Genomic DNA, 25287 nt, shown 5'->3' with positions numbered 1-25287 from the left:
GCGTGGCAGCCTTGGGGTGGCGCTGCTAACGTGCTGGAGGGGGTGAACGATGTGCGTCCAGGCACCTCCAAGGCACTGAATGACCTTTCCAGGAGGACCGCCCGCGATGCCCGAAACCACTGAAGCCAAGGCCCGTGTCTGTATGCTCGATGAGGGCTATAGCCGTGAGGTGCGCTCGCTGCTGTACCACGCCTATCGCCACGAACCGACGTTCGGCTATGTGTTCGAGGGCCAGCGGCCTGGCTACGAAAGGCGCCTGCGGGTGATGGTGCGTGAGTGGGTGCGCCAGCACTTCTATTTGCAATTGCCCGCCATTGGCCTTTTGCTGGATGACCGCCTGATCGCCTTGGCACTGATCGTGCCGCCGCAACGACGGTTGGGGGTGGCCGACAGCTGGGCCTGGCGCCTGCGCATGATGTTGGGCACTGGCTTGCGCTGCACGCGCCGCTACATGGAATACCAGGCCGCATTGGCCAGTTGCCTGCCGGGCGCCAGGGTGCATGTGCTGCCTTTGCTGGGGGTCCATCCGCAATTTCAGGGCCGGCACTACGGTGAACAATTGCTCCAGGCCGTGCACGACTGGTGCGCGGAAGACCCAAACACCCAAGGGGTGGTGCTGGATACGGGCAATGAGCATTATCTGGCGTTCTACCAACGCCAGGGGTACGAAGAGATCGGCGAGGTAGCTGTAGGACCAATCCGGGAAAGGGTGTTCTTTCATCCCAATCCTGTGTCATCAAGAATGACGGAGGCCTGAACGCCTCCCATGAGGGCCCGGCTCTGGTAGCATGCGCCGCATGACGTATTCAGGAAGATTCACCTGGGGCCTTATTTTCTGGGCCGCCAGTTTCGCAGCATGGGGCCAGAGCGAGTTGCTGGTGAAGGTCAAGCCGGCCAATAAAGCGCTCAAGGCCAATGTCGAAGGCTATATCGGTAATCTGGGTGACCGCGACGAGGAAGCGCTGCTGCGCTTCAGTCGCGGGGCGCAGGAGCAGGCGCGCAAGGCTGCGCAGGCACTGGGCTACTATCAGGCGCAGATCGACACTGAGGTCAAGCCCGCAGCCAAGGCCGACGAACACCCGCAATTGATCATCCGCATTGAACCCGGCGAACCGGTGCGCCTGCGCAACGTGACGGTGCGCATCGAAGGGCCAGCCAGTGAGATGAAGGCGTTTCGCATACCGGACGGTCGTGCGCTGCGTCCGGGCGAGCCGCTTAACCACGGCCACTACGAGGATGCCAAGCGGCTGATCCAGAACCAGGCCTCGCGCTATGGATTCTTCAGCGGTCGGTTCACTCGCCAGCGTCTGGCAGTGGACCCCCAGGCCGGGGTGGCCGACATCGAGCTGGTGTACCAGAGCGGCCCACGCTACCGCCTGGGCGCGGTCACGTTCGGTGGCGACACGCCACTGGATGAAGAACTGCTGCAACGCATGGTTTCGTTCAAGCCTGGCACCCCCTACGATTCGGAACTGGTGGCCGAGCTCAACAACGACTTGCAGTCCAGCGGCTACTTCGAAGGCGTGCGGGTCGACGCGGCGCCCACTGCCGCCGTGGGCGAAGACATCCCGGTGGACGTCCATCTGCAAACCCGCAAACCGCGCACCATGGGCCTGGGCCTGGGTTTCTCGACCGACGTTGGTCCGCGTGGCAAGGCCAACTGGACCCGCCACTGGGTCAACCCACAAGGGCACAGCTACGGCTGGGAAACCGAACTATCGGCCCCGCGGCAGAACGTCGGCCTTTGGTACGACATTCCCCTGGACCCTCCGCTGACCGACAAACTGCGGTTCGCCGGTGGCTATCAGAACGAAGAGCTCGCCGGAACCGACACCCTCAGCAAGCTGTTGACCGTCGGCCCGGAATGGCACAGCAAGCTGCCCAGTGGTTGGCAGCGGGTCATCTCGCTCAAGTACCAGCGCGAGGAGTACCGCCTGGGCGACGACTCGGGCCTTAGCAACCTGCTGATGCCAGGCGTGAGTTTTTCGTATCTGCGCAGCGACAACCGCATCGACCCGCACAGCGGCTACCGCCTGCAGTTCGATGTTCAGGCGGCCAAGGAGGGGCTGGTTTCGGACACCAACCTGCTGCATGGCAATGTCCTGTTGAAAGGCCTGACGACGCTTGGCCACAACCACCGTTTCCTGGGCCGTGTGCAGTTCGGCGGCAGTGCCACCAATGGTTACAAGAACAACATTCCGCCGTCACTCCGTTTCTTCGCCGGTGGCGACCAGAGCGTGCGCGGCTACGACTACCAGAGCTTGTCGCCGAAGAACAGCGACGGCGACCGGATCGGGGGGCGCTACCTGGTGGCCGCCAGCGCCGAGTACCAGTATTCGTTGGCCGAGAAGTGGCGCGTTGCGACCTTCGTCGACCAAGGCAACGCGTTCAATACGCTTGAACTGCCCAGCCTCAAGACCGGGGTCGGCATCGGTGTGCGTTGGGTATCGCCGGTCGGGCCGCTGCGTCTGGACCTGGCCAGGGCGCTCGATGACGATGGCGGTTTCCGCCTGCACTTTTCCATGGGGCCTGAGCTGTGATGCGTGTGTTGAGAACCCTTGGGCTGAGCCTGCTGGCCATCGTGCTATTAGTGGCCTTGGCGCTCGGCGCGATACTGGCTAGCGAAGCTGTCGGGCGCTGGCTGCTGGGTCAGGTGCCTGGGCTCGAAGTCACTGAGTTCCAGGGGCGCCTGGGTGGCAGTTGGCAGGCCCGTCAGATTGTCTGGGCAGATGGCGGTAACCGTGTCGAGCTCCAGGAGCCGGTGCTGTCCTGGTCGCCTGCTTGCCTGTTGCGTGCCACCTTGTGCATCGACCGGCTCAAGGCCCAGCGGGTCGACATGGCCTTTGCGCCCAGCTACGCGCCTGCTGACACCAGCCCTGTGCAGCTGCCGGTGTTGCGCCTGCCGATCGGGATCGAAGTGGGTACGGTCGAGGTCGGGCAGTTGCGACTCGACGGCAATGATCTGTTGGGCGACCTGCAACTGGCGGCGCACTGGACGACCACTGGGCTTCGCATCGACCGCCTGCAAGTGCATCGGGACGATCTGCACCTGGCGTTGCAGGGTAATCTCTTGCCCGAAGGCGATTGGCCGCTGCAACTCGATGGCCAGCTACAGCTGCCAGCCGTGGAAGGTCAGGCCTGGCAACTGGCCGTGACCGCCAAGGGGGATTTGCAGCGAACCCTCGAACTGGATGCGAGCAGCACCGGTTATCTCAATGCCCGGTTGACCGGTGAGCTGCAGGCCCTTGCCGAGCACCTGCCGGCCAAGCTGCACGTCCGTTCCGAAGCGTTCAAGCCCGCAGCTGCGCTTCCGGACACCGTGCAACTCAACCAGCTCAAGCTGGACGCCGAGGGTGACTTGCTAAAGGGTTATCAGCTGACTGGCTCGGCCAGTTTGCCTGCCGAACAAGCCCCCGTGTCGCTGGTGCTGGCGGGGCGTGTGGATGCCAAGGGGGCAAGACTCGATGCTTTGGACCTGAGCGCCAGTGAAACCCAGCGGTTGAAGCTAAGTGCCACCGCCGATTGGCAGAACGCCCTGCAGGCCGATGCCCAATTGGATTGGCTGGACTTCCCCTGGCTGCGCCTGTACCCCTTGGAAACCCCGCCTGAAGTCAGCCTCAAGCGCCTCGATGCCCAGGTGCATTACCGCGATGGCAGTTACCAAGGTACGTTCAAGGGTGAACTCGACGGCCCGGCAGGTGCCTTCACGTTGGCCAGCCCGTTCGAAGGCGACCTGGGCCAGGTTCGGTTGCCGCAACTGGCGCTGGTGGCAGGCCAGGGCAAGGCGAGCGGCAATGTTGCCGTGCGTTTCGCCGACACACTGGCGTGGGATGTCGACCTGCAGCTGTCGGCGCTCGATCCCGCTTACTGGCTCGCCGAGCTACCCGGTACCCTGGCGGGGCCGTTGCGCAGCAAGGGTGAGTTCAAAGGCGAGCAACTCACCCTCAATGCCCAGTTGGATCTAAAGGGGCGCCTGCGTGGTCAGCCGGCGGTGCTCAAGGTAGAGGCCCAGGGCGCTGCCCAGAGCTGGACATTGGGCGCCTTGGCCGTGCAGCTGGGGGACAACCGCATCACCGGCAGCGGCAGTATGCAGCAGCGCCTGGCCGGGCGGGTGGACCTTGACCTGCCGCGCCTGGGCCAGCTTTGGCCAAGGCTGCAAGGGCAGGCCAAAGGCCGGCTGGACATCAGCGGAACACTCAAGGCGCCCCAAGGCACGCTGGACCTGCAGGGTCAGCAACTGGTCCAGGCCGAGAACCGGATCCAGCGCCTGGACCTGGATGCTCGTCTGGATAACGCCCAGCGCGGCCTGATCGAGCTCAAGGCCAGCGGTATTCGTCTGGGCGAAACATCCCTCGGCACGCTCCAGGCCAATGGCAAGGGCGACATCCGGCAGCAGGCACTGACCCTGGCTTTGGATGGCCCGCAGCTGAAACTCGACTTGGGTCTGGATGGCCAGTTGAACAAGGGCGACTGGCGCGGCCGACTGGCCAGCGGACGGATCCAGGCCGGTGGTCAGGATTGGCAACTGCAAGGGCCGGCACGTTTGCAGCGTCTGGCCAGCGGCCAACTGGACTTTGGCGCCCATTGCTGGCGTTCCGGCCAGGCCAGCCTGTGCGGTGACGACCAGCGCCTGGCACCTGAGCCGCGCCTGCGTTACCACCTCAAGCAGTTCCCGCTGGAGAGCCTGGCCCAGTGGTTGCCCAAGGACTTTGCCTGGCAGGGGCTGCTCAATGCCGACGTCAATCTGGATGTTCCCGCCAGCGGCCCCAAGGGCAAGATCGTTATCGACGCCAGTGGCGGCACCCTGCGTGTACGCGACAACGGCCGTTGGATCGACTTCCCGTACCAGGCCCTGCGGCTGGACAGCACCCTGGCGCCGCGACGGGTCGACACCCGCCTGGATTTTCGTGGCGAGCGACTGGGCGAGCTCAACGTCACCACGCGCCTCGATCCGTTGGGCAAGGACAAACCGCTGTCGGGTGACTTCCGCCTGGCGGGCCTGGACCTCTCGGTCGCCCGACCGTTCGTGCCCATGGTCGAGCGGCTGGCCGGGCAGTTGAACGGCAGTGGCCGGCTCTCCGGCACCCTGTTGGCACCGCAGGTCAATGGCGACGTGGTGCTCAGCGGGGGCGAGGTGAGCGGAGCCGAGCTGCCGGTGAGTTTGCAGGGCTTGTCGTTGCAAGCGCAGATCGCCGGTGAACGGGTGCAACTCAATGGCGACTGGCGCAGCGGGGCGGCGGGTCGCGGGCAACTTTCCGGGCACCTGACCTGGGGCCAGGCCCTGGGCATGGACGTGCGCCTACAGGGTCAGCAATTGCCTGTCACGGTCGAGCCGTATGCAGAACTGGAAGTCGCGCCAGACCTCAGTCTGCGCCTGGTCGACGACAAACTGTCGGTCACTGGCAAAGTGTTGGTGCCCAAGGGCAACATCACCGTGCGCGAGCTGCCACCGTCGACGGTGAAGGTGTCGGACGACACCGTCATCGTCGGCCACCAGACCGAAGAGGGCAAGGCGCCCATGGCCGTGGCCATGGACATCGACGTAGAAGTGGGACGCGACAAGCTCTCGTTCAGCGGCTTCGGCCTCTCCGCCAACCTGTTGGGGCATGTACACATCGGCGATAACCTGGACACCCGTGGCGAACTGAGCCTGGCCGATGGCCGTTACCGTGCCTATGGCCAGCGCCTGACCATTCGTCGTGCGCGCTTGCTGTTCGCAGGGCCCATCGACCAGCCGTACCTGGACATCGAGGCGATCCGCAAAGTCGACGATGTGATTGCCGGTATCCGCCTCAGTGGCAGCGCCGAGCAACCGACCACCCAGGTGTTCTCGGAACCGGCGATGAGCCAGGAACAAGCGTTGTCCTATCTGGTGCTGGGCCGCCCGTTGGGCGCCTCGGGCGAGGACAGTAACATGTTGGCCGAGGCTGCCCTGGGCCTTGGGCTGGCAGGCAGCGCCGGGATCACCGGCAGCCTGGCATCGAGCCTTGGCATTGACGATTTCCAACTCGATACCGAGGGGTCGGGCAACGCCACCAGCGTCGTGGCCAGTGGTAACCTGACCGAGCGACTGAGCCTGCGTTATGGGGTAGGGGTGTTCGAGCCAGCCAACACCATCGCGTTGCGCTACAAGCTGAGCAAGAAGGTCTATCTCGAAGCGGCCAGCGGGCTGGCAAGCTCGCTGGACATCTTCTACAAGCGGGACTTTTAAGTGCAGCAAAGCCCGCGCACGCGGGCTTTGTTCTTAAATGGCCTGGACGGCGGCTGTTCGGGATTCGCTTTTTAGAATCAGCTCCAGCAGCAGCGCCAGGACCAGTGCAGCAGCCGCGACGCTGAACAGCACGCCGTAGTGGCCATCGCTGCTCGCGAACAGGGCTGAATATCCGTATCCGGCGATTGCCTGGAAACTCGCGAACGAAACCGTGGCGCGGCTCCAGGTCGCATTCTGCCATGTATGCCCCTCGACCAGGCTGTGCACCCTGGCAAGTGCCAGCGGGACAATGCCAGGCGGGAAAGAGCCGATCAGCAATGCTGCCGCGCCAAGCAGTCGCAGGTCATGGCTTTCAATCAATGCACCCATTGCGACCAACTGTGCGAAGAGCACGATCCGAATGCCCGCCCGTGCGCCCAAGTGGTCGGCCAGCAGCCCATACAGTACGGGGCCCGCGATAGCGCCCAGACCATACAGTCCCCATATCAGCGCACCGGCATGGGTGCCGGCACCAAGGCCGCGGCTGATGTAGTCCACCAGGAACATCATGGGCGCGACCAACGCGGTGGCCATCAGCGCGTACTGGCCGAACAAGACCAGCACTGCCGCCGACGTTGCAGGCTTTGCCGGCGTCGGTGTCGGCGGATGATGCGGAGGGTCTGCTGGCCATCCCGCCCAGCTGCTGATCGTCAGCAGCAGCGACAACGCCGCAAGACCGAGCCAGGTTTGTTGCAGGCCTTTGTCCAGCAACCAGGGTACCAGGCTGGCGGCACCTGCGATTCCCAGTCCGATTCCAAGGAAGATCGCACCACTTGCCAGCCCCCTGCGGTGGGTGGCGACATGGGGGAGGATGGCCGTTGCGGCCAGCACCATGATCGCGCCCCCGGCGACGCCCGATAGCAGCCGCCAGAAGAAGAACCAGCTCACCGACAGGGGCCAGGCACAGCCTAGAAATGCCAGGCTGACCAGGACCATCATGAACCGGAGCACGCTTGCACTTGACCATCTGGTCGCGATCGGTCGGCTGATCAAGGCACCGATGAGGTAGCCTGCGAGGTTCGCAGCGCCCAGGAAAACGACTGCAGAGCTGGCAAACCAATGGGCCTCGATGAGGGCCGGGATGAGTGGGGTATAGGCGAAACGCGCCAGGCCGATACCGACGAGGCTGGCACAAAGACCCGCCCAAATCGGTAGCCATGGGGCACGCGGTGTTGATGCAGTCATGACTTCCCCTTGCGCCGCTGGCGGCGTGAAAGTGACACAGCGTGATGAATTTGACTGGCGCGTTGCATCAGCCAGCAACGCCCGTTACGGGTGAGTCGGATAGTCGATGTAGCCCCGTTCGTTGCCGCCGAAGAAGGTCGCGGGGTCGGGGGTATTGAGCGGCAGGCCCTCGCGGATTCGGCGTGGTAAGTCCGGGTTGGCCAGAAACGGCCTGCCGAAAGCCACCACGTCCGCACGGCCATCACGGATCGCTTTCTCGGCAGAAGCAGCGTCGTATCCGCCCGCGATTACCAGTACGCCTTTCCAGGTATCCCGCAGCGTGAGGATGATCTCGTCCCAGCGGGGGTCGAAGTTCTCGTCCTTGACGGTGCCGACGACCGCAGGCTCGACCAGATGCAGGTAGGCCAGCCCATACCGGTTCAGCGACTCCACGATGTAGGTGAACGTTTCCAGAGGAGTGTCGTCTCCCATCCCCATGAACCGTCCCATGGGGGTCAGGCGCACACCGACGCGATCTGCACCGATTTCCTGCGCCACTGCCTGGACGACGGCCAACAGCAGGCGCGCCCGGTTGCGATAGGAGCCGCCATACGGATCGGTGCGTTCGTTACTGTTGCTGTTGATGAACTGGTCGAGCAGATAGCCATTGCCCGCGTGAATCTCGACACCATCCATCCCGGCCTCGATGGCGTTCAGCGCCGCATGGCGGTAGTCGTCGATGATGCCGGCGATTTCCTCGGTATCCAGCGCGCGCGGCACCGGCACATCACCCCAGACCCCATTGCCCTGTTCGTCGACGATGAAGGTCTTGCCGGGCGCTGCGATGGCGCTCGGAGCAACCGGTAGCCCGTTGCCGGGCTGGAAGCTTGGGTGCGAAACACGTCCCACGTGCCACAGTTGCATAAAGATGCGGCCATCGCGTTCATGCACCTGATCGCTCACCTGTTTCCAGGCTTCGATCTGTTCACGGGTGTAGATACCCGGGGTCCAGGCGTAGCCTTGGCCCTGCTGGGAGATCTGCGTGGCTTCGGTGATGATCAGCGCTGCACTGGCACGCTGGCCGTAATACTCCGCTGCCATGGGCGTTGGCACATCGCCTGGTTGGCCTGCGCGCGATCGGGTCAGGGGTGCCATGGCGATACGGTGAGGAAGTTCCACAGCGCCCACGCGAATAGGATTGAACAGATTACTGGTCATCACTCAGTTCCTTTCAAGTCAGTGTTGATACGGGGTCGAAGGTGCAGCGATGTCGCTGTCGTTTGATGACGTCAGGTTAAGACCCGGGTCCGCATTTGATAATCACCACAACCAGAGCAAGTGCGTTGCGCCACTCGCAAAGCTTGCGACGGAAGCAGCTTCAAAGAGCCGCTCGGGCTTTGCCCCGGTAAACACGCAGCACATCGGCCATTACCGACAAAGCGATTTCGGCTGGCGTTCTGGAGCCGATGTCCAACCCGATGGGCATATGTAGACGGTCCACTTGCGCGGGCGACAGTCCGCCGATTCGCTGCAACCGCTGCGCGCGTTTTTCCGAAGTCCGGCGCGAGCCCATCGCACCGATGTAGAAGGCAGGCGTGTGTACCGCCTCCATCAAGGCCAAGTCATCGATCTTGGGGTCGTGGGTCAATGCCACCACTGCGGTTGCCGCGTGACAACCGCCGTTGGCGATGTACATCGAGGGCAACATGGAAATCAGCTTCACACCCTCGATCGGCATCGCCGCGGCTTCTTCGCGCGGATCGCAGGCGATCACCTCGAAGCCCAGTGCGCGGGCGAACTGCCCGCATGCCTGGGCGACCGGCGACAGACCGGCGAGCAACAAGCGAAGCGCAGGCCCGAGGTTGATCTCCAGGCGGCTGCCAAGACGCACCACCGGATCTGCACCCGCGACAGGGCTTTTCACGCTGAAGAGGCCGCTTTCCAGGTCGAGCGTGCGCGTCAGTCGATGCTGCCCGCGCAGAGCCTCGAGCAATTGCCTGAGGTGGTCACGCCATTGCGCACACGGGTGCCTGTGCTCGACCAGCACGTCCAGGCTGCCACCACACGGCAACTGCAGGCGACTTCGCTCTTGGGCCGTACCGCCGTAACGGATGACCTGCGCCGGTGCGGCATGCTCGCCACGGCCGAGTGCTTCAAGAAATTCCTCTTCGACGCAGCCGCCCGACAATGAGCCGCTGTGTGCTCCGGATCGCAGGGCCACCAGCATGGCGCCAGGCGACCGCGGGGCCGAGCCGAAGGTGCTGAGCACAGTGCAAAGCCACACACTTTTCCCCTCGTCAGCCCAGGCCAGGGCCTGTTCGAGAACCGTCACATCAAGATGTTGCATCTACCGTAACCTCTGTAAACGCTGGCGCGAGTGCCACCGGCTACCCTTGCTGACCGGAACGGGTGAGCGGCAGGGCGAGCCGTCGGTGTCCTGTGGCATCTGCCAGCGCATTGCCCAGCGCGGCAGCCATCGGACCCTGCACGATTTCAGCGGCCCCGAGGAAGGGCTGGCCAGGTTGGTCGATCATGTGCACTTGCACGTGCTTGGGAAGCTGCGGGAAGCGCAGGATCGGATAGCCGCTCCAGTCGTAGCTGCGCACACCACCGGCGTCATAACTGACTGCCTCATACAGCGTCCAGCTGCTGGACTGAACGATGCCGCCTTCCACCTGGTTGCGCAGCCCATCGGGGTTCACGATCTGTCCTACATCGACGGCCGTGACCACCCGCTGGATCTCGATCTCGCCGGTTTGCGGATGTACCTGGATTTCCACCGCCACTGCGCAGTAGCCCATGATGTTCTTGTAGCGCGCGAAGCCCATGCCAATGCCCGAGCCTGGGGTGGGCGATCGCCGTGGCCAGCCGAATTCACTGCGGGCCCGCTCGATGACAGCCCGGGCCCTGGGGTCGGTGAGGTGGCTCAGGCGGAACTCCACGGGATCCACCCCTGCCTGGCCAGCCAGTTCGTCCAGGCAAGCCTCGATGGCGAAGACGTTGATGTGCGCCCCAAGCGAGCGCATCGCCGAGGTGCGAAATGGCATTTGCGTGATGAAATTCATATCGATAGTGCTCGCGCCCGTTTGGTACAACGGGATTGCGTTGCGGTCACCATCGCCTTCGGGCTGCGCGATCGGAATGGAGGGCGCCGAGGTGAACGGCCGAGCGAGCAGGCGCGCGGGCACGAGGCGGCCGGCATTGGTGATGCGTTCGTTATGCGGCGTGGTCCAGAGCTCGTATTTCCAATGGTTGATTCGGCCGTTGCGGTCCAGATCCGCCTCCAGTTCGGTGAGCATGGCCGAGCTGTAGGGCTCCCACAGGTTCTCCTGTTCACGCATCCACTGCACACGCACCGGGACGCCCGGCACCTGTAGGGCGATCAGCGCAGCGTCGGCTGCCGCGTCATCGGCGCCATTGTGCCCGTAGCATCCGGAGCCTTCGACATGGATGCAACGCACGGCGCTTAGCGGCAGGCCGACCATCTCGGCGATGCCGGCGCGCAGTGGGAATACACCTTGGGTGTGGCTCCAGACCGTCAGCGTACCGTCCTTGAACCAGGCCACCGAACAGGAGGGGCCGATCGAACCGTGCATCAAGTATTGCTTGGTGACGCGCGCCCGATACGTCTTGCCACTGGAAGGCGCCGCTGAGCCTTCATGCTTGATTGGGTAGCGCCTGGATTGCAGCCTGGGCAGCAGCTGGTGAATGACGGCTTGGTCCGCAATCACCTCTGCGCCGCTCCAGGTCGCTGATTCGTAGCCTGCGCGCATGGCGGTGACGGCCTGCCATTCATCCTTGGCCACCACGGCGAGGTAGTTGCCATCCTTGACCACCTTGACGATGCCTGGAAGGCTTTCAATAGCTTGCATATCGAAACCGGTGAGCGTGCTGCGAGGCCTTGGTGGCCGGATGACCCGCGCGTGGACCATGCCCGGTAGCCGCATGTCCTGGACGAACGCCGCGGCGCCGGTGACTTTTGCAGGGATGTCGAGGCGTGGAATGGCGTGGCCGATGAGCTTGAACTGCTCCGGTGCGCTTTGCGGTGACTCGGCCTTGGCGTGTCGATGCAAGTCCACACCGGCCACGGCCTCGGCATAACTCATGCGCAGGCCGGACGGGGCGATGATCATCGCGTCAGCGGTCTTCAGCGATGCGGCATCGACGCCCCAGCGTCTGGCGGCCGACTCCAGGAGCATCTGGCGAACCTGAGCAGCGGCGTTGAACAACGCCGTGCCACTGTCGAAGATCGTGTGGCTGCCGGCCGTGTAGCCTTCGTTGGGCGTCAGGGCCGTGTCGGCCGTGAGAAAGGTGATCGCTGTTGGTGCGACATCCAGACGCTCTGCCGCAATCTGCACAAGCGCGGTCTTGACGCCGGTCCCTAGCTCCACCTTGCCGGTATACACGGTGATCCCCTCTGCACCAACCCTGATCCAGGCGTCCAGGTAAGGGTTGGTGCGCAAGCTGCCGGGCAGATCCGGGGCGAGCACGAGCGTACCCAGGGTATCCACCTCAGTATCGGCCAGCGCCTTGCGCGCGGCTGGCATCAACGTGAAGGCCATCAGCAGGCTGCTGCCCTGAAGGAATGCGCGGCGACTGAATTCAGTTCTGGACGACATGGATTCCACCGTTTTCAACGACGCGGGTGATCGCTTCAATGATCCGAAGGTGCGTGCCGCAGCGACACAGGTTCGTCGCCATGTGGGCACGAAGGGTGTCCTCGTCGGGGCGAGGGTTTTTCTCCAGCAGGGCCTGCGCGCGCATGATCATCCCAGCGATGCAGTAACCGCACTGGGCCGCCTGGGTATCGATGAAGGCTTGCTGCAGGGGGCCTGGCCGCTCTGTCGTGCCCAGGCTTTCGAGCGTGCGGATCTTGCGGCCTTCCATGCCTGAACATGGCGTCACGCACGAGAACACCGGCCTGTCGTCGACGATGACCGTGCAGGCGCCACACTGGCCCAGCCCGCAGCCGTACTTGGCGCCGTTGAGTTGCAGGTGGTTACGCAAGGCGTAGAGCAATGGCATGTCCGGATCGATGTCCAGGCTGTGCACCTTGCCGTTGACGGTGAGATTGACGTTGCTCATTTGGCCTCCTCGCGCAGCGCTTCGATAGTCGAGTCCACTCCGCTCCACGGCTGCTCCGGGTTCGCCTGCTGCCTGACGTACGAGGCCAGGGCGGCGAGCTGTCGGTCGTTCAGGCTGGCAGCGAAGGGGGGCATGGCTGGGCCGGCCTCGCCGGGTGTGGGAGGAATGCCCTCAAGTACCGTCTTGATGAAATTGCGTGGCTCATGGGCCTGAGCCGCGGATGTGGCCGCCAGTGAAGGCCGGCCGTCGATGGTGCGCATCGGCGCCGCAGCACCGTGGCAGCCCGCGCAAGCGCCCTGGAAAAGATCGCGACCAAGGCTGGTCGACTCAGCCGTTACCACCGTGTCCGAATGGTCGTCGGTCGGTTTACGACGCGGCGCCGGCAAGCTCAGCAGGTAGTGGGCAATGGCTTGGACGTCGGCCTGCGGCAGTCGCGCCAGTTCCTGGCTGACCGGGCGCATCGGCCCGGCTGGGGTGCCATGGTCGTCAACCACCTTGGCCTGCAGATAGCCCACCAACTGTGCCTGCGTCCAAGGCTTTTCGCGACGGGCAAGGCCGAGCAGGGAGGGCGCTTCCCAACCATCGACCAGCCCACCGGAAAGCGCCTGGCTGTCTTTCTCGGCACCGAGAAAGTTCAAAGGCGTGTGGCAACCGCCACAGTGGCCTGCGCCTTCGACCAGATAGCGGCCACGATTCCACTGTGGCGATTGCTGCGCTGTCGGCTCGAAGGGCTGTGTATGCAAGAACAGAAGGTTCCAGCCCGCGACCAGCGGGCGAATGTTCATTGGAAACTTCATGCGGTTGGGGGAGGCGGGCTCATACACTGGCGGCCCGCTCATCAGATAGGCGTAGGCGTCCGCCAGGTCGTGATTGCTGAGCAGGCGATAGTGCTTGTATGGGAAGGCTGGATAAAGGAAATGCCCATCGCGGGAAACCCCGTCGCGCATGGCGCGTTCGAACGCTGCGAGCGGCCACTGGCCAATGCCCGTTTCGGCGTCAGGCGTGATGTTGGTGCTGTAGAGCGTGCCAAACGGCGTTACCAGTGGCAGGCCACCTGCCAGGTATTTACCACCGGGACGTGTATGGCAAACCGCGCAGTCTCCGGCTGTAACGACCTTGGCGCCGCGAGCGATCTGCGCGGCATCGAAGGCTGCTGGCCGCTCGATCGGGTCGATAGCAGGTCGCCACATCAACCCGAACGCTGCCGCCAACCCTGCTACTGCAAGGGCAACGGCCACGGATGCCCAACGCTTGTTACGCGACATCGAAGATCTCCTCATCTCCAACCTCGGCGTGTTCGGTACCGATTGGTTGAGGGCCTGAGCGTAAAGGAGCAGGTTTTCCAGGGGTATAGGTCCCTCGCGCAAGGAAGCTTTGCTGTTCACGCAACGCTGGCAGTTTTGCGCAACATGCACAGCTTCGTTGCTGGGCGTTCATATTCCAACGCCTCGCCTTGGCGCATAGGCTTGCTCCTGAACTTTTCAACCCATCCGGAGATGACGCCATGTCAGCGAGCAGCCCTGAAGTACTTGTTTCACCGTCGGTGCATGCCGATGCAACCCCGACGCTATCCAAAGCGCTGGTCGTGTTCCTCGCATTCTGCTGCGGTGCGGTGGTTGCAAACCTCTATTACGCCCAGCCCATCGTCGAACTGATCGCGCCGAGCATTGGCCTGTCGCCCGAACATGCCAGCCTGATCGTTTCGTTGACCCAGTTCGGTTATGCAGCGGGCTTGCTGTTCCTGGTCCCGCTGGCCGACTTGATGGAAAACAAACGCCTGGTGATCGGTTTTACCCTGGTCGTCGGCGGGTTTCTCGCGGCAGCAGGGTTTGCGGACTCGCCCTCGCTGTTCCTGATCGCGGCGTTGATGATCGGCCTGACTTCCGTCGCCGTGCAGATCCTGGTACCGCTGGCCGCGCACATGGCACCTGAAAGCAGTCGTGGCCGGGTGGTGGGCAACATCATGAGCGGCCTGCTGCTCGGGATCTTGCTCGCTCGCCCCGTAGCGAGCCTGGTGTCCGAATACATTGGCTGGCGAGGTGTGTTCTTCAGCGCTGCGGTGCTGATGGTCGCGATTGCCTTGCTGGTCGCCGTACTGCTGCCCAAGCGCATGCCTAACCATCACACCACCTATGGTCGTCTGATTGGTTCGGTGTTCGGCCTTGCCAAGCAATATGCCGTTCTTCGGGAACGCTCGCTGTATCAAGGCCTGTTGTTCGCAAGCTTCAGCTTCTTCTGGACCATCGTGCCGATCGAGCTGATCCGTCACTATGGCTTCAGCCAGAATGGGGTGGCGCTGTTCGCGCTGGTCGGCGCAGTGGGTGCCGTCGCGGCCCCCATCGCCGGCCGTCTGGCCGATGCAGGGCATGGCCACGTCAGTACCTTGGTGGCATTGGTACTGGCACCGGTAGCGCTGCTGATCGGTGGTATTCCGGGGCTGGGCTACCTGGGACTGGTGGCAGCGGCAATCGCCTTGGACTTCGCGGTGCAACTGAACATGGTGCTTGGGCAACGCGAGGTCTATGCGCTGGACCCCAACAGCCGAGCACGCCTGAACGCCGTGTTCATGACCAGCATCTTTGTCGGCGGTGCACTGGGTTCGATGCTTGCAAGCCCGCTCTATGAGCGCTTTGGCTGGCCAGCCACGATCTTCACTGCCGCTGCGTTTCCGGCCGTGGCGCTGGTGATTTTCCTCATGAAGCATGTGGGCAAGCGCTGATCGATGAGCTGAGCACGCCTGTTCTATTTCCACGTCCGTTCACATGACTATCATCCAGCCTGCCAGCAGCGTCGACGGGTGACGACACTGGCTTGCCGGATGGATCTTCAACGGAGTCGGAAATATGGATAAGTTTCTCGCGTTAAGCATGTTCGTTGAGACGGTGCGCTGCGGTGGATACTCCGCAGCGGCCCGAAAGCTTGGCGTGGCAACTTCTTCCGTAGCGCGTCAGGTTGCCGCATTGGAGTCGGAGCTGGGCACCACGCTGATCACCCGCAGCACACGCCAGAACAGCCCGACCGACTTGGGGCAGGCCTATTTCGAAAGCGCGGTGGCCATCCTCGATGCGCTCGCTGCCGCTGACAGCAGGGTGACGGACAGAGGAAGCGAAGCCAAAGGCAAGCTTCGGGTCAGCGTGCCAGTGGAGTTCGGCCGGCGCCTGATCTCACCCCACTTGGGCCGGTTTCTGGCGAGTCATCCGGGGGTGGAGGTGAGCCTGAACCTCAGCGATGAGAGGGTGGATCTGTTCAAGGACCGAATCGATCTGACCGTTCGCTTGGGCTCGACGGTCTCCAGCGAGGAAGTCATCTGCACCACCATCGGTCACTTTCAACGCTGGCTGGTGGCAAGCCCGGCGTACCTTGAACAGCATGGTGCGCCCACTCAGCCAGGCGAACTCAGCACCCATTCTTGTATGCGATTCGACTACGGTGGGCCGATGCGAGACTGGCTTTTCGAAGTTGCTGACCAGACTCTGCCGGTTTCGGTTCAGGGGCGGATGCAAAGCAACAATGCCGATATTCTCAGGCAAGCAGCCGTTGCAGGGCAGGGCATTGCACTGTTGGCCGACTGGCTGGTCGCCGAGGATGTGCAGCAGGGGCGGCTCACCCGCTTGCTGCCGGAATATGAAGTGAACCCGATATCCGTCAATTCCTCGATCAACATCGTCTACTTGCCGATCAACCGTGAATCGACACGCATCAAGGTATTTGCGCAGTTCATGAAAGAGTTGCTCAATATCGCATAGCTGCGTACGCAACGCTCCATTGCGTGGTGCGTGGCTTCAGTCTGTCCCCGTAACGCCTTACCCTTGGATGAACGAATCCTTCAGGGTAGTAATCATGCAGACTCCACCGATCTTGGCGTTCGACTTTCTCGACCCTTGGGGTTGGGTCGCAATGCGCCGGCTCGTGATCGCGATGACCCAGGCCAATAGAGAACTGAATGTTACCTTTCAACCCTGCCGCTGCGTGCTGAGTCGATCGGCAGCCGGCATGGCCTACCGCGACTTCCTGGCGTACCGCTTCGGGACACAAGCGGTGCTCCATCAGTCCCTCGTGGCAACGGAACTGCAAATGCTGGGCATTGAACCGGCGTTCAGCGCAATCGTCTGCGTTCCGGACACGCGGCTGGCGCTTGCGGCGGTGCTGTGGTTGCAGCGCAGCGCCAGGCCTGCCCGGCCATTCGTGGAAAGCGTGTACCAAGCCTTGTATTGCCATGGTCAGGACATAGGTGATCCGGCCATGCTGGAAAAGTTGCTGGGGCGCGAGATGGCGTCCTTCGGCGACATTCAGGCATTCATGCAAAGTGCCGCTTTCAGCGATGAATTGCAGGAAACCGAAGCTTCTGTCGCCGCCTGGGCTGGACGTGTGATTCCCTCTTTGTGCATTAATGGGGCCGTTGTCTTCGGCGCGCAGACGCCCGGCGTATTAATGCCAATGTTCATCTGAGGTGGGCCGTGTTCAGGTGACTGTGCGGCTAGGCCGCGGTAGCTGAGCCTAGACAAGGTCTGGACTGACCCTGCGCTAGCCACCTGGCCATAGCCATCGTGGGCTTTGCTTGCCTCGATGTCGCTTGTGGCTTTCGCCATCAGATCTGTCTGCTGTTGCGCGCAGCGATCGCGACCGTGTTCGGCGAGTCTGCAAGTGAGACGAATTTTCGTGTCGCGCCATCAAGCGCATCGATGCAACCCGCCTCGATGTCGTAGACCCAGCCGTGCAGGTTCAAACGCCCCTGCTCGAGCGCCAGTGCGACCGAGGGGTGGGTACGAAGGTTCGACAGTTGCGCAATCACGTTTTCCCGCACAAGGCCGTCGAGCTTGGCGCGAGGCGTGTCGAACGCATGCGCCGCGTTGATCGCTTTTGCGGCGTCTGCGTGCCGCAGCCAGCTAGCGACCGCGGGAAGATGGTCCAGACAAGTGCAGCGTGAAATCGCGCCCATCGCACCGCAGTCGGAGTGGCCGCAGATCACGATGTCCTGCACGCCGAGCACCGCGACCGCATATTCGACGGTTGCCGAGACGCCGCCGGGTTCGGGTCCATAGGACGGCACGATGTTACCGGCGTTGCGAATCACGAACAGTTCGCCCGGTTCGCGCTGTGTAAGAAGTTCAGGTACGACACGACTGTCCGAGCAGGTGACGAACAATGCCTTCGGGTTTTGCGTCGTCGCGAGTTGCTTGAATAGCTCGACGCGTTGGGGGTAAACCTCTCGCTGAAAGCGCAGAAAGCCGTCAATGATGTCACGCATGGAATCCTCCAAATCCGAATGCCAGGATCAGGTCACGAGCATTCAATATGCCACGGTGCCGTTGTGGCCGTCATCATCGCGAAGCTCGTGCCCAGTGGCTGTCGTCGATTAGCGGAATTCCCCGCGCCGCAACCCTGCAACGAACGCCTAGTCCGCAGGCCCAAGTCTGGTCATTGATCCTCGAACCGCCCAGCAGGGTGCATTGCACTTGAAATGCAGATTCCGGGCGGCAGCTGTTGCAACGGCTAACGGGCTCATCAGGGCTGGCTTGGATCCATTTCAAACCTCGATGGAAGAATTTCAGTTCAAACGGGTCACTCAGGCCTGGCGGCGAATGTTACCGATCTGGCGCAGGCTCAGGCCGTACTTATCGGCCAACAGGCTGCGGGACAAGCCCTTGGCGCTTTCTTGCTGGATTTGCAGGTTGCGCAGCTGGCGCAGGAAGTGATCGGCCTTGGGAATTTCCAGCGCCACGCCAGCGAAGCGTTTGATCAGGGCATCCAGAGCCTGTGGCGGCAGTACATCGGTCAGCTTGGAGCGTTCGCGATGCTTGGGGATGTATTTTGGCCTGCCGCCGTAGGAGCAGGTCAGGCGGTAAGCATTTTCAATGCCGATGCACTCGATGAGCGATTGCAGCGAATGCGGTAATTGGCTGATATCGATGCAGCTCAGGTCTAGTGATTCCATGTGGGCCCCCTCAGGACAAATGGGATGCGCGCGTTGAACATCCAACGTTGCGACTCTGCGATCGCCACCGATCGGTTGCTGATGGCGTGACTGGATTTTCAGACAGCGGCGAGCTGAGCCGCTAGGCGCCAAGCGGACTGGGCGCTGTAGCCTAGCGGAGCACTTGTTGCAGGCAGCGATTTCGTGGGCTGTAGGATAAGGCGTCGGTTTTTGGCTCCAGGCCTTTGTTTTCCGACGGGGCCAGCGTCCGTTGCTGCATTGGGTCTCAGTACCCTCATTTGTGCCGGGGGGGCAGAGGGGAAGGGGCCAGGACGCTGGCATCGTGGCCATGGCTATCGATACCTTGGCAGTGGGCGCAAGGCCCATGTGCTCAGGTGCGTCGAAGCACGCCAGGCAGGAAATGCAGCGCCGATGACGGTTGGCGTTGTATCATGGCCGCGGCTCGATGCGAGCCATTTGCCTCTGATGTTGCAAGGAACCTTCGATGACACATGTGCAGCGCCTCAAATACTCCCTTTTGATCATCCTGGTGGTGTTGGGCCTCATGCTGGGCCTGTCTCACCTGCAGAAAGAAGGGGTGATCAGCGAGCAGACGTTCCAGGTGTGCGCCATCGTCATTGCGGTGGTCGTGGTGGTAATCAACGGGATACTGCGGCGCAAGGTCAAACCCTGACCCGTGCCGGCCGGCCAGTCCTGGCCGGCCATCCGCTCAGCGCGCGGCCTGCTCCAACACGGCGCGCGCCTGGGGATCGAGGCTGTAGCATTTGTCGCTGCCCAGGCAGATCACACCTTCGGCGCACAGGCGCTTGAGCACCTCCCGGACACTCAGGAATGAAAGCGGTATGTCCAGTTGTTCAAGCTGGGCGTGCACACCGCGCACGCCGATGCTGCGGCCGTTGCGGTCAGCCGTGTGCAGGGCGTCGATCACCTTCAGGCGGATCAGGCTGGTGCGCAGGCCATAACTGCGCAGCAACTCGCGAATCTGTTCGTTGCCAACGCGTTCATCCCCGCTGGCGACCGCTCCGTTGGGCGCCGTGACCGGCGCATGCCCGGCCTGCATCGTGGGTTGCGGGTGGTACATGTGAATGCTCCTTTTCGTGGACTGTCCCGAAATATGGGTGCCTCACTTACTAGGACGAATGAGAGCGGCAAATCTGCAGCCTTGGCGTAAAAAAAATTGCCTCGGCCTGATCAAGACCTTGGATGCGCGGGCATTGCGTAAAATTTTCATTCAGCCATTCGTCTGATCGGGATGACCCTTGAATCCGAGGAATGCCCGTGTTCACACTTTCGCGTCCACTGACCTGTGCCAGCCTGGCGGTAGCCCTGGTTGTCTTCAGCGTTGCTGCCCAGGCTCGGGATACCGGTGACGAGGCCAGCGCACAGATCCGCCGCACCAGCTTTGGCGTCCCGCACATCGTGGCCAAGGACGAGCGCGGCCTGGGGTATGGGATTGGCTACGCCTACGCGCAGGACAACCTGTGCTTGCTGGCCAATGAGGTATTGACCGTCAATGGCGAGCGCTCCCGCTACTTTGGGGCCCAGGGCAAGACCGTGGAGCAGCGCGACAACCTGACCAGCGACCTGTTCTTCACCTGGCTCAACCGCCCATCAGCGGTCAATGGCTTCCTGCAGGCACAGCCGACCGCCGTACGGCAGTTGCTCGAAGGCTATGCCAGCGGCTACAACCGTGCACTGGGCGAGCGCCGTGCCGCGGGCCTGCCGGCCGAATGCGGAACAGGGCAGTGGTTGCATCCGATCACCAGTCTGGACCTGGTCAAGTTGACCCGGCGGTTGCTGGTGGAGGGTGGGGTGGGGCAGTTTGCCGAGGCCGTGGTAGGCGCGCAGCCGCCGACACGGGCGACTCAGCGGGCCGCCAGCGATTTTACTGCGGCGCTGGCACAGCAGTCGCGCTTCGCTTCCGAGCGCGGCAGCAACGCGGTGGCCGTCGGCGCAGAGCGCTCAGCCAATGGTCGCGGGCTGTTGTTGGCCAACCCACATTTCCCTTGGGTGGGTGGCATGCGTTTCTATCAGATGCAGCTGACCATTCCTGGCCAACTGGATGTCATGGGCGCTGCCCTGCCGGGGTTGCCGGTGATCAACATCGGTTTCAACCGGCACCTGGCCTGGACCCACACCGTCGATACCTCGAAGCATTTCACCCTGTACCGGTTGCAACTGGACCCGAAGGACCCGACCCGCTACCTGCTCGATGGCCAGTCGCTGCCACTCATGCCGCAAACCGTGAGCATCACCGTCAAGTCCGAAGACGGCAGCCTGAGCCAAGTGCAGCGCCAGGTCTATGCCTCGACGTTCGGCCCGGTGGTGCAATGGCCGGGCCGACTGGACTGGGACAGCCAAGCTGCCTACAGCCTGCGCGACGCCAACCTGGACAACACCCGTGTGTTGCAGCAGTGGTACCAGATCAACCGCGCGGGAAGCCTGGACGCGCTCAAAGGCTCGATCGCCAGCCTCCAGGGCATTCCCTGGGTCAACACCCTGGCGGTAGACGCCGCAGGACGAACGCTGTACCTCAACCAGTCGGTGGTGCCGTACGTCGACCAGGAGTTGCTGAGCCACTGCAGTCACCCGGCAGCCCAGGGCCCACTGGTGGTGCTGGATGGATCGCGCAGTGCGTGCCAGTGGAAAGTCGATGCCCAGGCGGCTCAGCCGGGTATCTTCCCCGCGCGTCTGCTACCAAGCCTTGAGCGCTCCGACTTCGTGCAAAACTCCAATGACCCCGCCTGGATGGCCAACCCTGCCGAGCCCCTGACGGGTTTCTCGCCACTGGTCAGCCGCGATGATCAACCGCTTGGCATGCGCGGGCGCTTTGCCCTGCAGCGCCTGCAAGGCGAGACGAAGGTGGGTATCGATGACTTGCAGCGCATGGTGACCGATGACGAGGTCTATCTCGCCAGCCTGGTGCTGCCGGATCTGATGCAGTGGTGCAAGGAAGCCGAGGCTGACGTGCAGACCGTTTGCGCCAGCCTGGCAGCGTGGAACGGCAAGGCTGATCTGAACAGTGGCGTCGGCCTGGTGCATTTCGAAAACATTGTCGAGGCGCTGGCCGAACACCCGCAAAGCTGGCGGGTGGCCTTCGACCCGGCCGATCCGCAGCACACGCCCCGGGGGCTGGCCGTCGAACAGGCAGCGGTACGCAAGCTGCTCCATCACGCCGCGCTGGCGTCATTGCAGGCAGTCGCACAAGCCGGGGTAGGGGAAAACAGCCAGTGGGGGCAGATCCAACAGGCTGCCGATGGCACGCCAGTGCCGGGCGGGCCACAAGGCTTGGGCGTATACAACGCGATCTACAGCGTGCCGCACGGGCCGGGCAAGCGACGGGTCGTCAGTGGCACCAGCTACCTGCAACTGGTCAAGTTCACCGAGCAGGGGCCGCAGGCCCGAGGGCTGCTGGCGTTTTCGCAGTCCAGTGAAGCCGGTTCGGCACATTCGAACGACCAGACCAAGGCCTTCTCCGCCAAACAGCTGGCGCCGATTCCGTTTACCGAGGCGCAGATCAAGGCAGACCCGCAGTATCGGCAGTATGTGATCAGCGAGCGGGATGGGGCGGTTGTGAGCGTGAAATGAGGGCGGCCTCACCGCCGGCAAGCCGGCTCCTGCAGGTCGACACGGGCCTGCAGGGGCCGGCTTGCCGGCGATAGGATCGACAGCATCAGGAAAACTCGAAAGGCGCCAGCTGGAACCCTTGCTCGTCCACCTGAAGGGCCCAGCCCCGACGGTCCCAGTCGCCCAGAACGATGCGCCGCGCTGGCTCACCTTCGACCACCAGCTTGTGAATCGCCGGTCGGTGGGTATGGCCATGGACCAGGGTGCGCACACCGTGCGCCGCCATGACCTTCGGGACCTCTTCGGGCGTGACGTCGACGATCTCGGTTGCTTTCATGCGTGTCTGCGCGCGGCTTTCGCTGCGCAGCTTGCGCGCCAGCTTCTGCCGCGTGGATAGCGGCAGGTGGCGCAGTACCCACAGGCTAACCGGGTTGCGCAGGTATCGACGCAGCTTCATGTAGGCCAGGTCGCGGGTGCACAGGGTGTCGCCGTGCATCAGCAGCACCTGTTCGCCACCGAGCTCGATCACGCTTGGGTCGGTCAGTAGCGTGCAGCCGGCGGCTTCGCAGAAGTCCTGGCCGATCAGGAAGTCACGATTGCCATGCATCAGGTAGATCGCCGTGCCGCTGTCGCTCAGCTGGCGCATGGCCTGGCCGATCGACTGCTGGAAGGGCGACATCGCGTCGTCGCCGATCCATGCTTCGAAGAAGTCACCAAGGATGTAAAGCGCCTTGGCGTGGCGGGCACGACCGTCGAGCAGATCAAGAAACGCCCGGGTTATGTCCGGGCGTTCTTCTTGCAAGTGCAGATCGGAGATCAGCAGAATCACTCAATGATCTCGGCTTTCTCGATGACCACGTCGTCTTTCGGCACGTCCTGGTGGCCAGCCTTGGAACCGGTGGCGACCGTTTCGATGGCGTCGACGACTTCACGGCCTTCGATCACTTCGCCGAACACGGCATAGCCCCAGCCCTGAACGTTCTTGCCGCTGTGGTTGAGGAAGTCGTTGTCGTTGGCGTTGATGAAGAACTGCGCCGAGGCCGAGTGCGGCTCCATGGTCCGGGCCATGGCGATGCTGTACTTCTTGTTCTTAAGGCCGTTGTCGGCTTCGTTCTGGATGCTGGCGCGGGTCTTCTTCTGGCTCATGCCGGCTTCGAAGCCGCCGCCCTGGATCATGAAGCCCTTGATCACGCGGTGGAAGACGGTGCCGTCGTAGTGGCCGTCTTTGACGTACTGAACGAAGTTCTCAACGGTTTTCGGCGCTTTCTCGGCGTCCAGTTGCAGGACGATGTCGCCGTGGTTGGTGCTCAGTTTGACTTTGGACATGCTGAAATTCGCTCTTTCAAGGCATTCGGGAATAGGGTGCGTCAGGCGCATAATGGCAACTGACGCAGGATCCGGCCGGCACGACACATGGCCTGCGTCGGCTATTTTGCCAGCTTGCGACAAATAGCAGCGATAAATCGCGGCAGTTTGTCCGAGCCCGGCTGTCAGCAGCTTGACTGCTTCGGCTATGATAGGCCCTTTGATTCAATCGGCCTACCCAGGCCGGACACGTGCATTCAAGGATCCTATGAGCAAGCCCACTGCCGACAACGCGCCCAACGCCGCTGCCAAAGGCGCCCCCGCCGTCCCTGCGAACTTCCTGCGGCCGATCGTCCAGGCCGACCTGGACTCGGGCAAGCACAGCAGCATCGTCACCCGCTTCCCGCCAGAGCCCAATGGCTACCTGCACATCGGCCACGCCAAGTCGATCTGTGTGAACTTCGGCCTGGCCAAGGAGTTCGGCGGCGTCTGCCACCTGCGTTTCGACGACACCAACCCGGCCAAGGAAGACCAGGAGTACATCGACTCCATCCAGCGCGACGTCAAGTGGCTGGGCTTCGAGTGGGCGGGCCCGGTGCGCTACGCCTCGGACTACTTCGAGCAATTGCATGAGTGGGCCGTGGACCTGATCAAGTCGGGCAACGCCTACGTCTGCGACCTGACCCCGGAGCAGGCCAAGGAATACCGTGGCAGCCTGACCGAGCCTGGCAAGAACAGCCCGTTCCGCGAGCGCAGCGTCGAGGAGAACCTGGACCTGTTCGCCCGCATGAAGGCGGGTGAGTTCAAGGATGGCGAGCGCGTGCTGCGTGCCAAGATCGACATGGCCTCGCCGAACATGAACCTGCGCGACCCGATCCTGTATCGCATCCGTCACGCCCACCACCACCAGACCGGTGATAAGTGGTGCATCTACCCCAACTACGACTTCACCCACGGTCAGTCGGACGCCATCGAAGGCATCACCCACTCGATCTGCACCCTGGAATTCGAAAGCCACCGTCCGCTGTACGACTGGTTCCTGGACAAGCTGCCGGTACCGGCGCACCCGCGCCAGTACGAGTTCAGCCGCCTGAACCTGAACTACACCATTACCTCCAAGCGCAAGCTCAAGCAGCTGGTCGACGAAGGGCACGTCGAGGCCTGGGACGACCCGCGCATGTCGACCCTGTCGGGCTACCGCCGCCGCGGCTATACCCCAGCGTCGATCCGCAACTTCTGCGAAATGATCGGCACCAACCGTTCCGACGGCGTGGTCGACATGTCGATGCTCGAGTTCAGCATCCGTGACGACCTGGACCGCACCGCGCCTCGTGCCATGTGCGTGCTGCGTCCGCTGAAGGTGGTCATCACCAACTACCCGGAGGGCAAGGTCGAGCAGCTCGAACTGCCGCGTCACCCGAAGGAAGACATGGGCGTGCGCGTACTGCCATTCGCCCGCGAGCTGTACATCGACCGTGACGACTTCATGGAAGAGCCGCCCAAGGGTTACAAGCGCCTGGAGCCAGCCGGCGAGGTGCGCCTGCGCGGCAGCTACGTGATCCGTGCCGACGAAGCCATCAAGGATGCCGACGGCAACATCGTCGAGCTGCGCTGCTCGTATGACCCCGACACCCTGGGCAAGAACCCTGAAGGCCGCAAGGTCAAGGGTGTGATCCACTGGGTACCGGCCGAAGGCAGCGTCGAATGCGAAGTGCGCCTGTACGACCGTCTGTTCCGCTCCGCCAACCCGGAGAAAACCGAAGACGGTGGCAGTTTCCTCGACAACATCAACCCGGACTCGCTGCAAGTACTGACGGGTTGCCGTGCCGAACCATCGCTGGCCCAGGCACAGCCGGAAGACCGCTTCCAGTTCGAGCGTGAAGGCTACTTCTGCGCCGACCTGAAGGATAGCCAGCCTGGCCGTCCGGTGTTCAACCGCACCGTCACCCTGCGTGACTCCTGGGGCAGCTAAGGAACCGCC

General features: G+C 62.9%; 20 protein-coding genes. 9 read left to right on the top strand and 11 right to left on the bottom strand.

The genetic code is table 11. The features are described from left to right. Positions 1 to 106: 106 nt before the first annotated feature. Genes C4Q26_RS00860 through C4Q26_RS00850 form a run of 3 tightly spaced genes read left to right on the top strand, consistent with a single transcriptional unit; the run spans position 107 to position 6211 of the window. Positions 107 to 757, top strand: a complete 651-nt coding sequence (locus C4Q26_RS00860) for an N-acetyltransferase (protein WP_023380093.1) — start codon at positions 107 to 109, stop codon at positions 755 to 757. Positions 758 to 797: 40 nt separating this feature from the next. Further along, positions 798 to 2540: an autotransporter assembly complex family protein gene (locus tag C4Q26_RS00855; protein ID WP_027907006.1), complete on the top strand. Its 1743-nt coding sequence runs from the start codon at positions 798 to 800 to the stop codon at positions 2538 to 2540. Beyond that, positions 2537 to 6211 carry a translocation/assembly module TamB domain-containing protein gene (locus C4Q26_RS00850; RefSeq protein ID WP_104882569.1) on the top strand — a complete coding sequence of 1225 codons (3675 nt, stop codon included), beginning with the start codon at positions 2537 to 2539 and terminating at the stop codon, positions 6209 to 6211. Before C4Q26_RS00855 ends, C4Q26_RS00850 begins: the two co-directional genes overlap by 4 nt. Positions 6212 to 6244: 33 nt before the next feature. On the opposite strand, the gene C4Q26_RS00845 is transcribed toward C4Q26_RS00850, so the two are convergent. The 6 genes from C4Q26_RS00845 to C4Q26_RS00820 all read right to left on the bottom strand — a co-directional run bounded on the left by C4Q26_RS00845 (position 6245) and on the right by C4Q26_RS00820 (position 13764). Next, the gene (locus tag C4Q26_RS00845) at positions 6245 to 7435 is read right to left on the bottom strand and encodes a YbfB/YjiJ family MFS transporter (RefSeq protein ID WP_104882568.1); all 1191 of its coding nucleotides are present in this window, start codon (positions 7433 to 7435) and stop codon (positions 6245 to 6247) included. Positions 7436 to 7519: 84 nt separating this feature from the next. Further along, positions 7520 to 8632 carry an alkene reductase gene (locus C4Q26_RS00840; RefSeq protein WP_027907004.1) on the bottom strand — a complete coding sequence of 371 codons (1113 nt, stop codon included), beginning with the start codon at positions 8630 to 8632 and terminating at the stop codon, positions 7520 to 7522. Between the two features lie 160 nt (positions 8633 to 8792). Next, positions 8793 to 9761, bottom strand: a complete 969-nt coding sequence (locus C4Q26_RS00835) for an XdhC family protein (protein ID WP_023380098.1) — start codon at positions 9759 to 9761, stop codon at positions 8793 to 8795. 40 nt (positions 9762 to 9801) lie between these two features. Then, entirely contained in the window at positions 9802 to 12033 is a 2232-nt protein-coding gene (locus C4Q26_RS00830; protein ID WP_027907003.1) for a molybdopterin cofactor-binding domain-containing protein, read from the bottom strand. Next, the gene (locus C4Q26_RS00825; protein ID WP_023380100.1) at positions 12017 to 12499 is read right to left on the bottom strand and encodes a (2Fe-2S)-binding protein; all 483 of its coding nucleotides are present in this window, start codon (positions 12497 to 12499) and stop codon (positions 12017 to 12019) included. Before C4Q26_RS00825 ends, C4Q26_RS00830 begins: the two co-directional genes overlap by 17 nt. Next, on the bottom strand, positions 12496 to 13764 hold the full coding sequence (locus C4Q26_RS00820) for a cytochrome c (RefSeq protein WP_104882567.1): 1269 nt from the start codon (positions 13762 to 13764) through the stop codon (positions 12496 to 12498). The genes C4Q26_RS00825 and C4Q26_RS00820 overlap by 4 nt, the downstream gene beginning before the upstream one ends. 239 nt (positions 13765 to 14003) lie before the next feature. On the opposite strand from C4Q26_RS00820, the gene C4Q26_RS00815 reads away from it, so the two are divergent. The 3 genes from C4Q26_RS00815 to C4Q26_RS00805 all read left to right on the top strand — a co-directional run bounded on the left by C4Q26_RS00815 (position 14004) and on the right by C4Q26_RS00805 (position 16948). Beyond that, complete coding sequence (locus C4Q26_RS00815; RefSeq protein WP_104882566.1) at positions 14004 to 15218, top strand: MFS transporter; 1215 nt, start codon at positions 14004 to 14006, stop codon at positions 15216 to 15218. Between the two features lie 124 nt (positions 15219 to 15342). Next, complete coding sequence (locus C4Q26_RS00810; RefSeq protein WP_041925474.1) at positions 15343 to 16245, top strand: LysR family transcriptional regulator; 903 nt, start codon at positions 15343 to 15345, stop codon at positions 16243 to 16245. Positions 16246 to 16339: 94 nt separating this feature from the next. Further along, entirely contained in the window at positions 16340 to 16948 is a 609-nt protein-coding gene (locus tag C4Q26_RS00805) for a DsbA family protein (RefSeq protein ID WP_158664646.1), read from the top strand. Positions 16949 to 17087: 139 nt separating this feature from the next. Here C4Q26_RS00805 and C4Q26_RS00800 read toward each other — a convergent pair whose 3' ends face one another. Together C4Q26_RS00800 and C4Q26_RS00795 are read right to left on the bottom strand one after the other, a co-directional pair. Then, on the bottom strand, positions 17088 to 17747 hold the full coding sequence (locus C4Q26_RS00800) for a carbonic anhydrase (protein ID WP_023380107.1): 660 nt from the start codon (positions 17745 to 17747) through the stop codon (positions 17088 to 17090). Positions 17748 to 18065: 318 nt separating this feature from the next. Continuing rightward, the gene (locus C4Q26_RS00795) at positions 18066 to 18434 is read right to left on the bottom strand and encodes a Mor transcription activator family protein (RefSeq protein ID WP_023380109.1); all 369 of its coding nucleotides are present in this window, start codon (positions 18432 to 18434) and stop codon (positions 18066 to 18068) included. A gap of 484 nt (positions 18435 to 18918) precedes the next feature. Here C4Q26_RS00795 and C4Q26_RS00790 point away from each other — a divergent pair, with 484 nt between their 5' ends. Next, on the top strand, positions 18919 to 19107 hold the full coding sequence (locus C4Q26_RS00790) for a hypothetical protein (protein ID WP_023380111.1): 189 nt from the start codon (positions 18919 to 18921) through the stop codon (positions 19105 to 19107). 36 nt (positions 19108 to 19143) lie between these two features. On the opposite strand, the gene C4Q26_RS00785 is transcribed toward C4Q26_RS00790, so the two are convergent. Then, complete coding sequence (locus C4Q26_RS00785; RefSeq protein WP_104881892.1) at positions 19144 to 19515, bottom strand: fe2+ zn2+ uptake regulation protein; 372 nt, start codon at positions 19513 to 19515, stop codon at positions 19144 to 19146. Positions 19516 to 19712: 197 nt separating this feature from the next. Here C4Q26_RS00785 and C4Q26_RS00780 point away from each other — a divergent pair, with 197 nt between their 5' ends. After that, a complete protein-coding gene (locus tag C4Q26_RS00780; RefSeq protein WP_104882371.1) occupies positions 19713 to 22022 on the top strand; it encodes an acylase in 2310 nt (769 codons plus the stop codon). Between the two features lie 85 nt (positions 22023 to 22107). On the opposite strand, the gene lpxH is transcribed toward C4Q26_RS00780, so the two are convergent. Both lpxH and C4Q26_RS00770 read right to left on the bottom strand, forming a co-directional pair. After that, entirely contained in the window at positions 22108 to 22830 is a 723-nt protein-coding gene (gene lpxH / locus C4Q26_RS00775) for a UDP-2,3-diacylglucosamine diphosphatase (protein WP_023380115.1), read from the bottom strand. Beyond that, on the bottom strand, positions 22827 to 23327 hold the full coding sequence (locus tag C4Q26_RS00770) for a peptidylprolyl isomerase (protein ID WP_104881891.1): 501 nt from the start codon (positions 23325 to 23327) through the stop codon (positions 22827 to 22829). Before C4Q26_RS00770 ends, lpxH begins: the two co-directional genes overlap by 4 nt. Before the next feature lie 247 nt (positions 23328 to 23574). On the opposite strand from C4Q26_RS00770, the gene C4Q26_RS00765 reads away from it, so the two are divergent. Continuing rightward, positions 23575 to 25278, top strand: coding sequence for a glutamine--tRNA ligase/YqeY domain fusion protein (locus tag C4Q26_RS00765; protein ID WP_023380117.1), 1704 nt, complete (start codon positions 23575 to 23577; stop codon positions 25276 to 25278). The last annotated feature ends 9 nt before the right edge of the window (positions 25279 to 25287 follow it).

The sequence above is a fragment of the Pseudomonas sp. SWI44 genome (genome assembly GCF_002947915.1).
Lineage (GTDB): Bacteria > Pseudomonadota > Gammaproteobacteria > Pseudomonadales > Pseudomonadaceae > Aquipseudomonas > Aquipseudomonas taiwanensis.
Note: the sequence above shows the minus strand (reverse complement) of the source record. Positions and strands in the feature narration are given on the sequence as shown.

Bases quoted from the DNA above. Each gene is read 5' to 3' on its own strand.
- C4Q26_RS00860 (WP_023380093.1), top strand. From the start codon at position 107: ATGCCCGAAACCACTGAAGCCAAGGCCCGTGTCTGTATGCTCGATGAG.
- C4Q26_RS00855 (WP_027907006.1), top strand. From the start codon at position 798: ATGACGTATTCAGGAAGATTCACCTGGGGCCTTATTTTCTGGGCCGCC.
- C4Q26_RS00845 (WP_104882568.1), bottom strand. From the start codon at position 7,435: ATGACTGCATCAACACCGCGTGCCCCATGGCTACCGATTTGGGCGGGT.
- C4Q26_RS00840 (WP_027907004.1), bottom strand. From the start codon at position 8,632: ATGACCAGTAATCTGTTCAATCCTATTCGCGTGGGCGCTGTGGAACTT.
- C4Q26_RS00835 (WP_023380098.1), bottom strand. From the start codon at position 9,761: ATGCAACATCTTGATGTGACGGTTCTCGAACAGGCCCTGGCCTGGGCT.
- C4Q26_RS00830 (WP_027907003.1), bottom strand. From the start codon at position 12,033: ATGTCGTCCAGAACTGAATTCAGTCGCCGCGCATTCCTTCAGGGCAGC.
- C4Q26_RS00825 (WP_023380100.1), bottom strand. From the start codon at position 12,499: ATGAGCAACGTCAATCTCACCGTCAACGGCAAGGTGCACAGCCTGGAC.
- C4Q26_RS00820 (WP_104882567.1), bottom strand. From the start codon at position 13,764: ATGTCGCGTAACAAGCGTTGGGCATCCGTGGCCGTTGCCCTTGCAGTA.
- C4Q26_RS00815 (WP_104882566.1), top strand. From the start codon at position 14,004: ATGTCAGCGAGCAGCCCTGAAGTACTTGTTTCACCGTCGGTGCATGCC.
- C4Q26_RS00810 (WP_041925474.1), top strand. From the start codon at position 15,343: ATGGATAAGTTTCTCGCGTTAAGCATGTTCGTTGAGACGGTGCGCTGC.
- C4Q26_RS00805 (WP_158664646.1), top strand. From the start codon at position 16,340: ATGCAGACTCCACCGATCTTGGCGTTCGACTTTCTCGACCCTTGGGGT.
- C4Q26_RS00800 (WP_023380107.1), bottom strand. From the start codon at position 17,747: ATGCGTGACATCATTGACGGCTTTCTGCGCTTTCAGCGAGAGGTTTAC.
- C4Q26_RS00795 (WP_023380109.1), bottom strand. From the start codon at position 18,434: ATGGAATCACTAGACCTGAGCTGCATCGATATCAGCCAATTACCGCAT.
- C4Q26_RS00790 (WP_023380111.1), top strand. From the start codon at position 18,919: ATGACACATGTGCAGCGCCTCAAATACTCCCTTTTGATCATCCTGGTG.
- C4Q26_RS00785 (WP_104881892.1), bottom strand. From the start codon at position 19,515: ATGTACCACCCGCAACCCACGATGCAGGCCGGGCATGCGCCGGTCACG.
- C4Q26_RS00770 (WP_104881891.1), bottom strand. From the start codon at position 23,327: ATGTCCAAAGTCAAACTGAGCACCAACCACGGCGACATCGTCCTGCAA.
- C4Q26_RS00765 (WP_023380117.1), top strand. From the start codon at position 23,575: ATGAGCAAGCCCACTGCCGACAACGCGCCCAACGCCGCTGCCAAAGGC.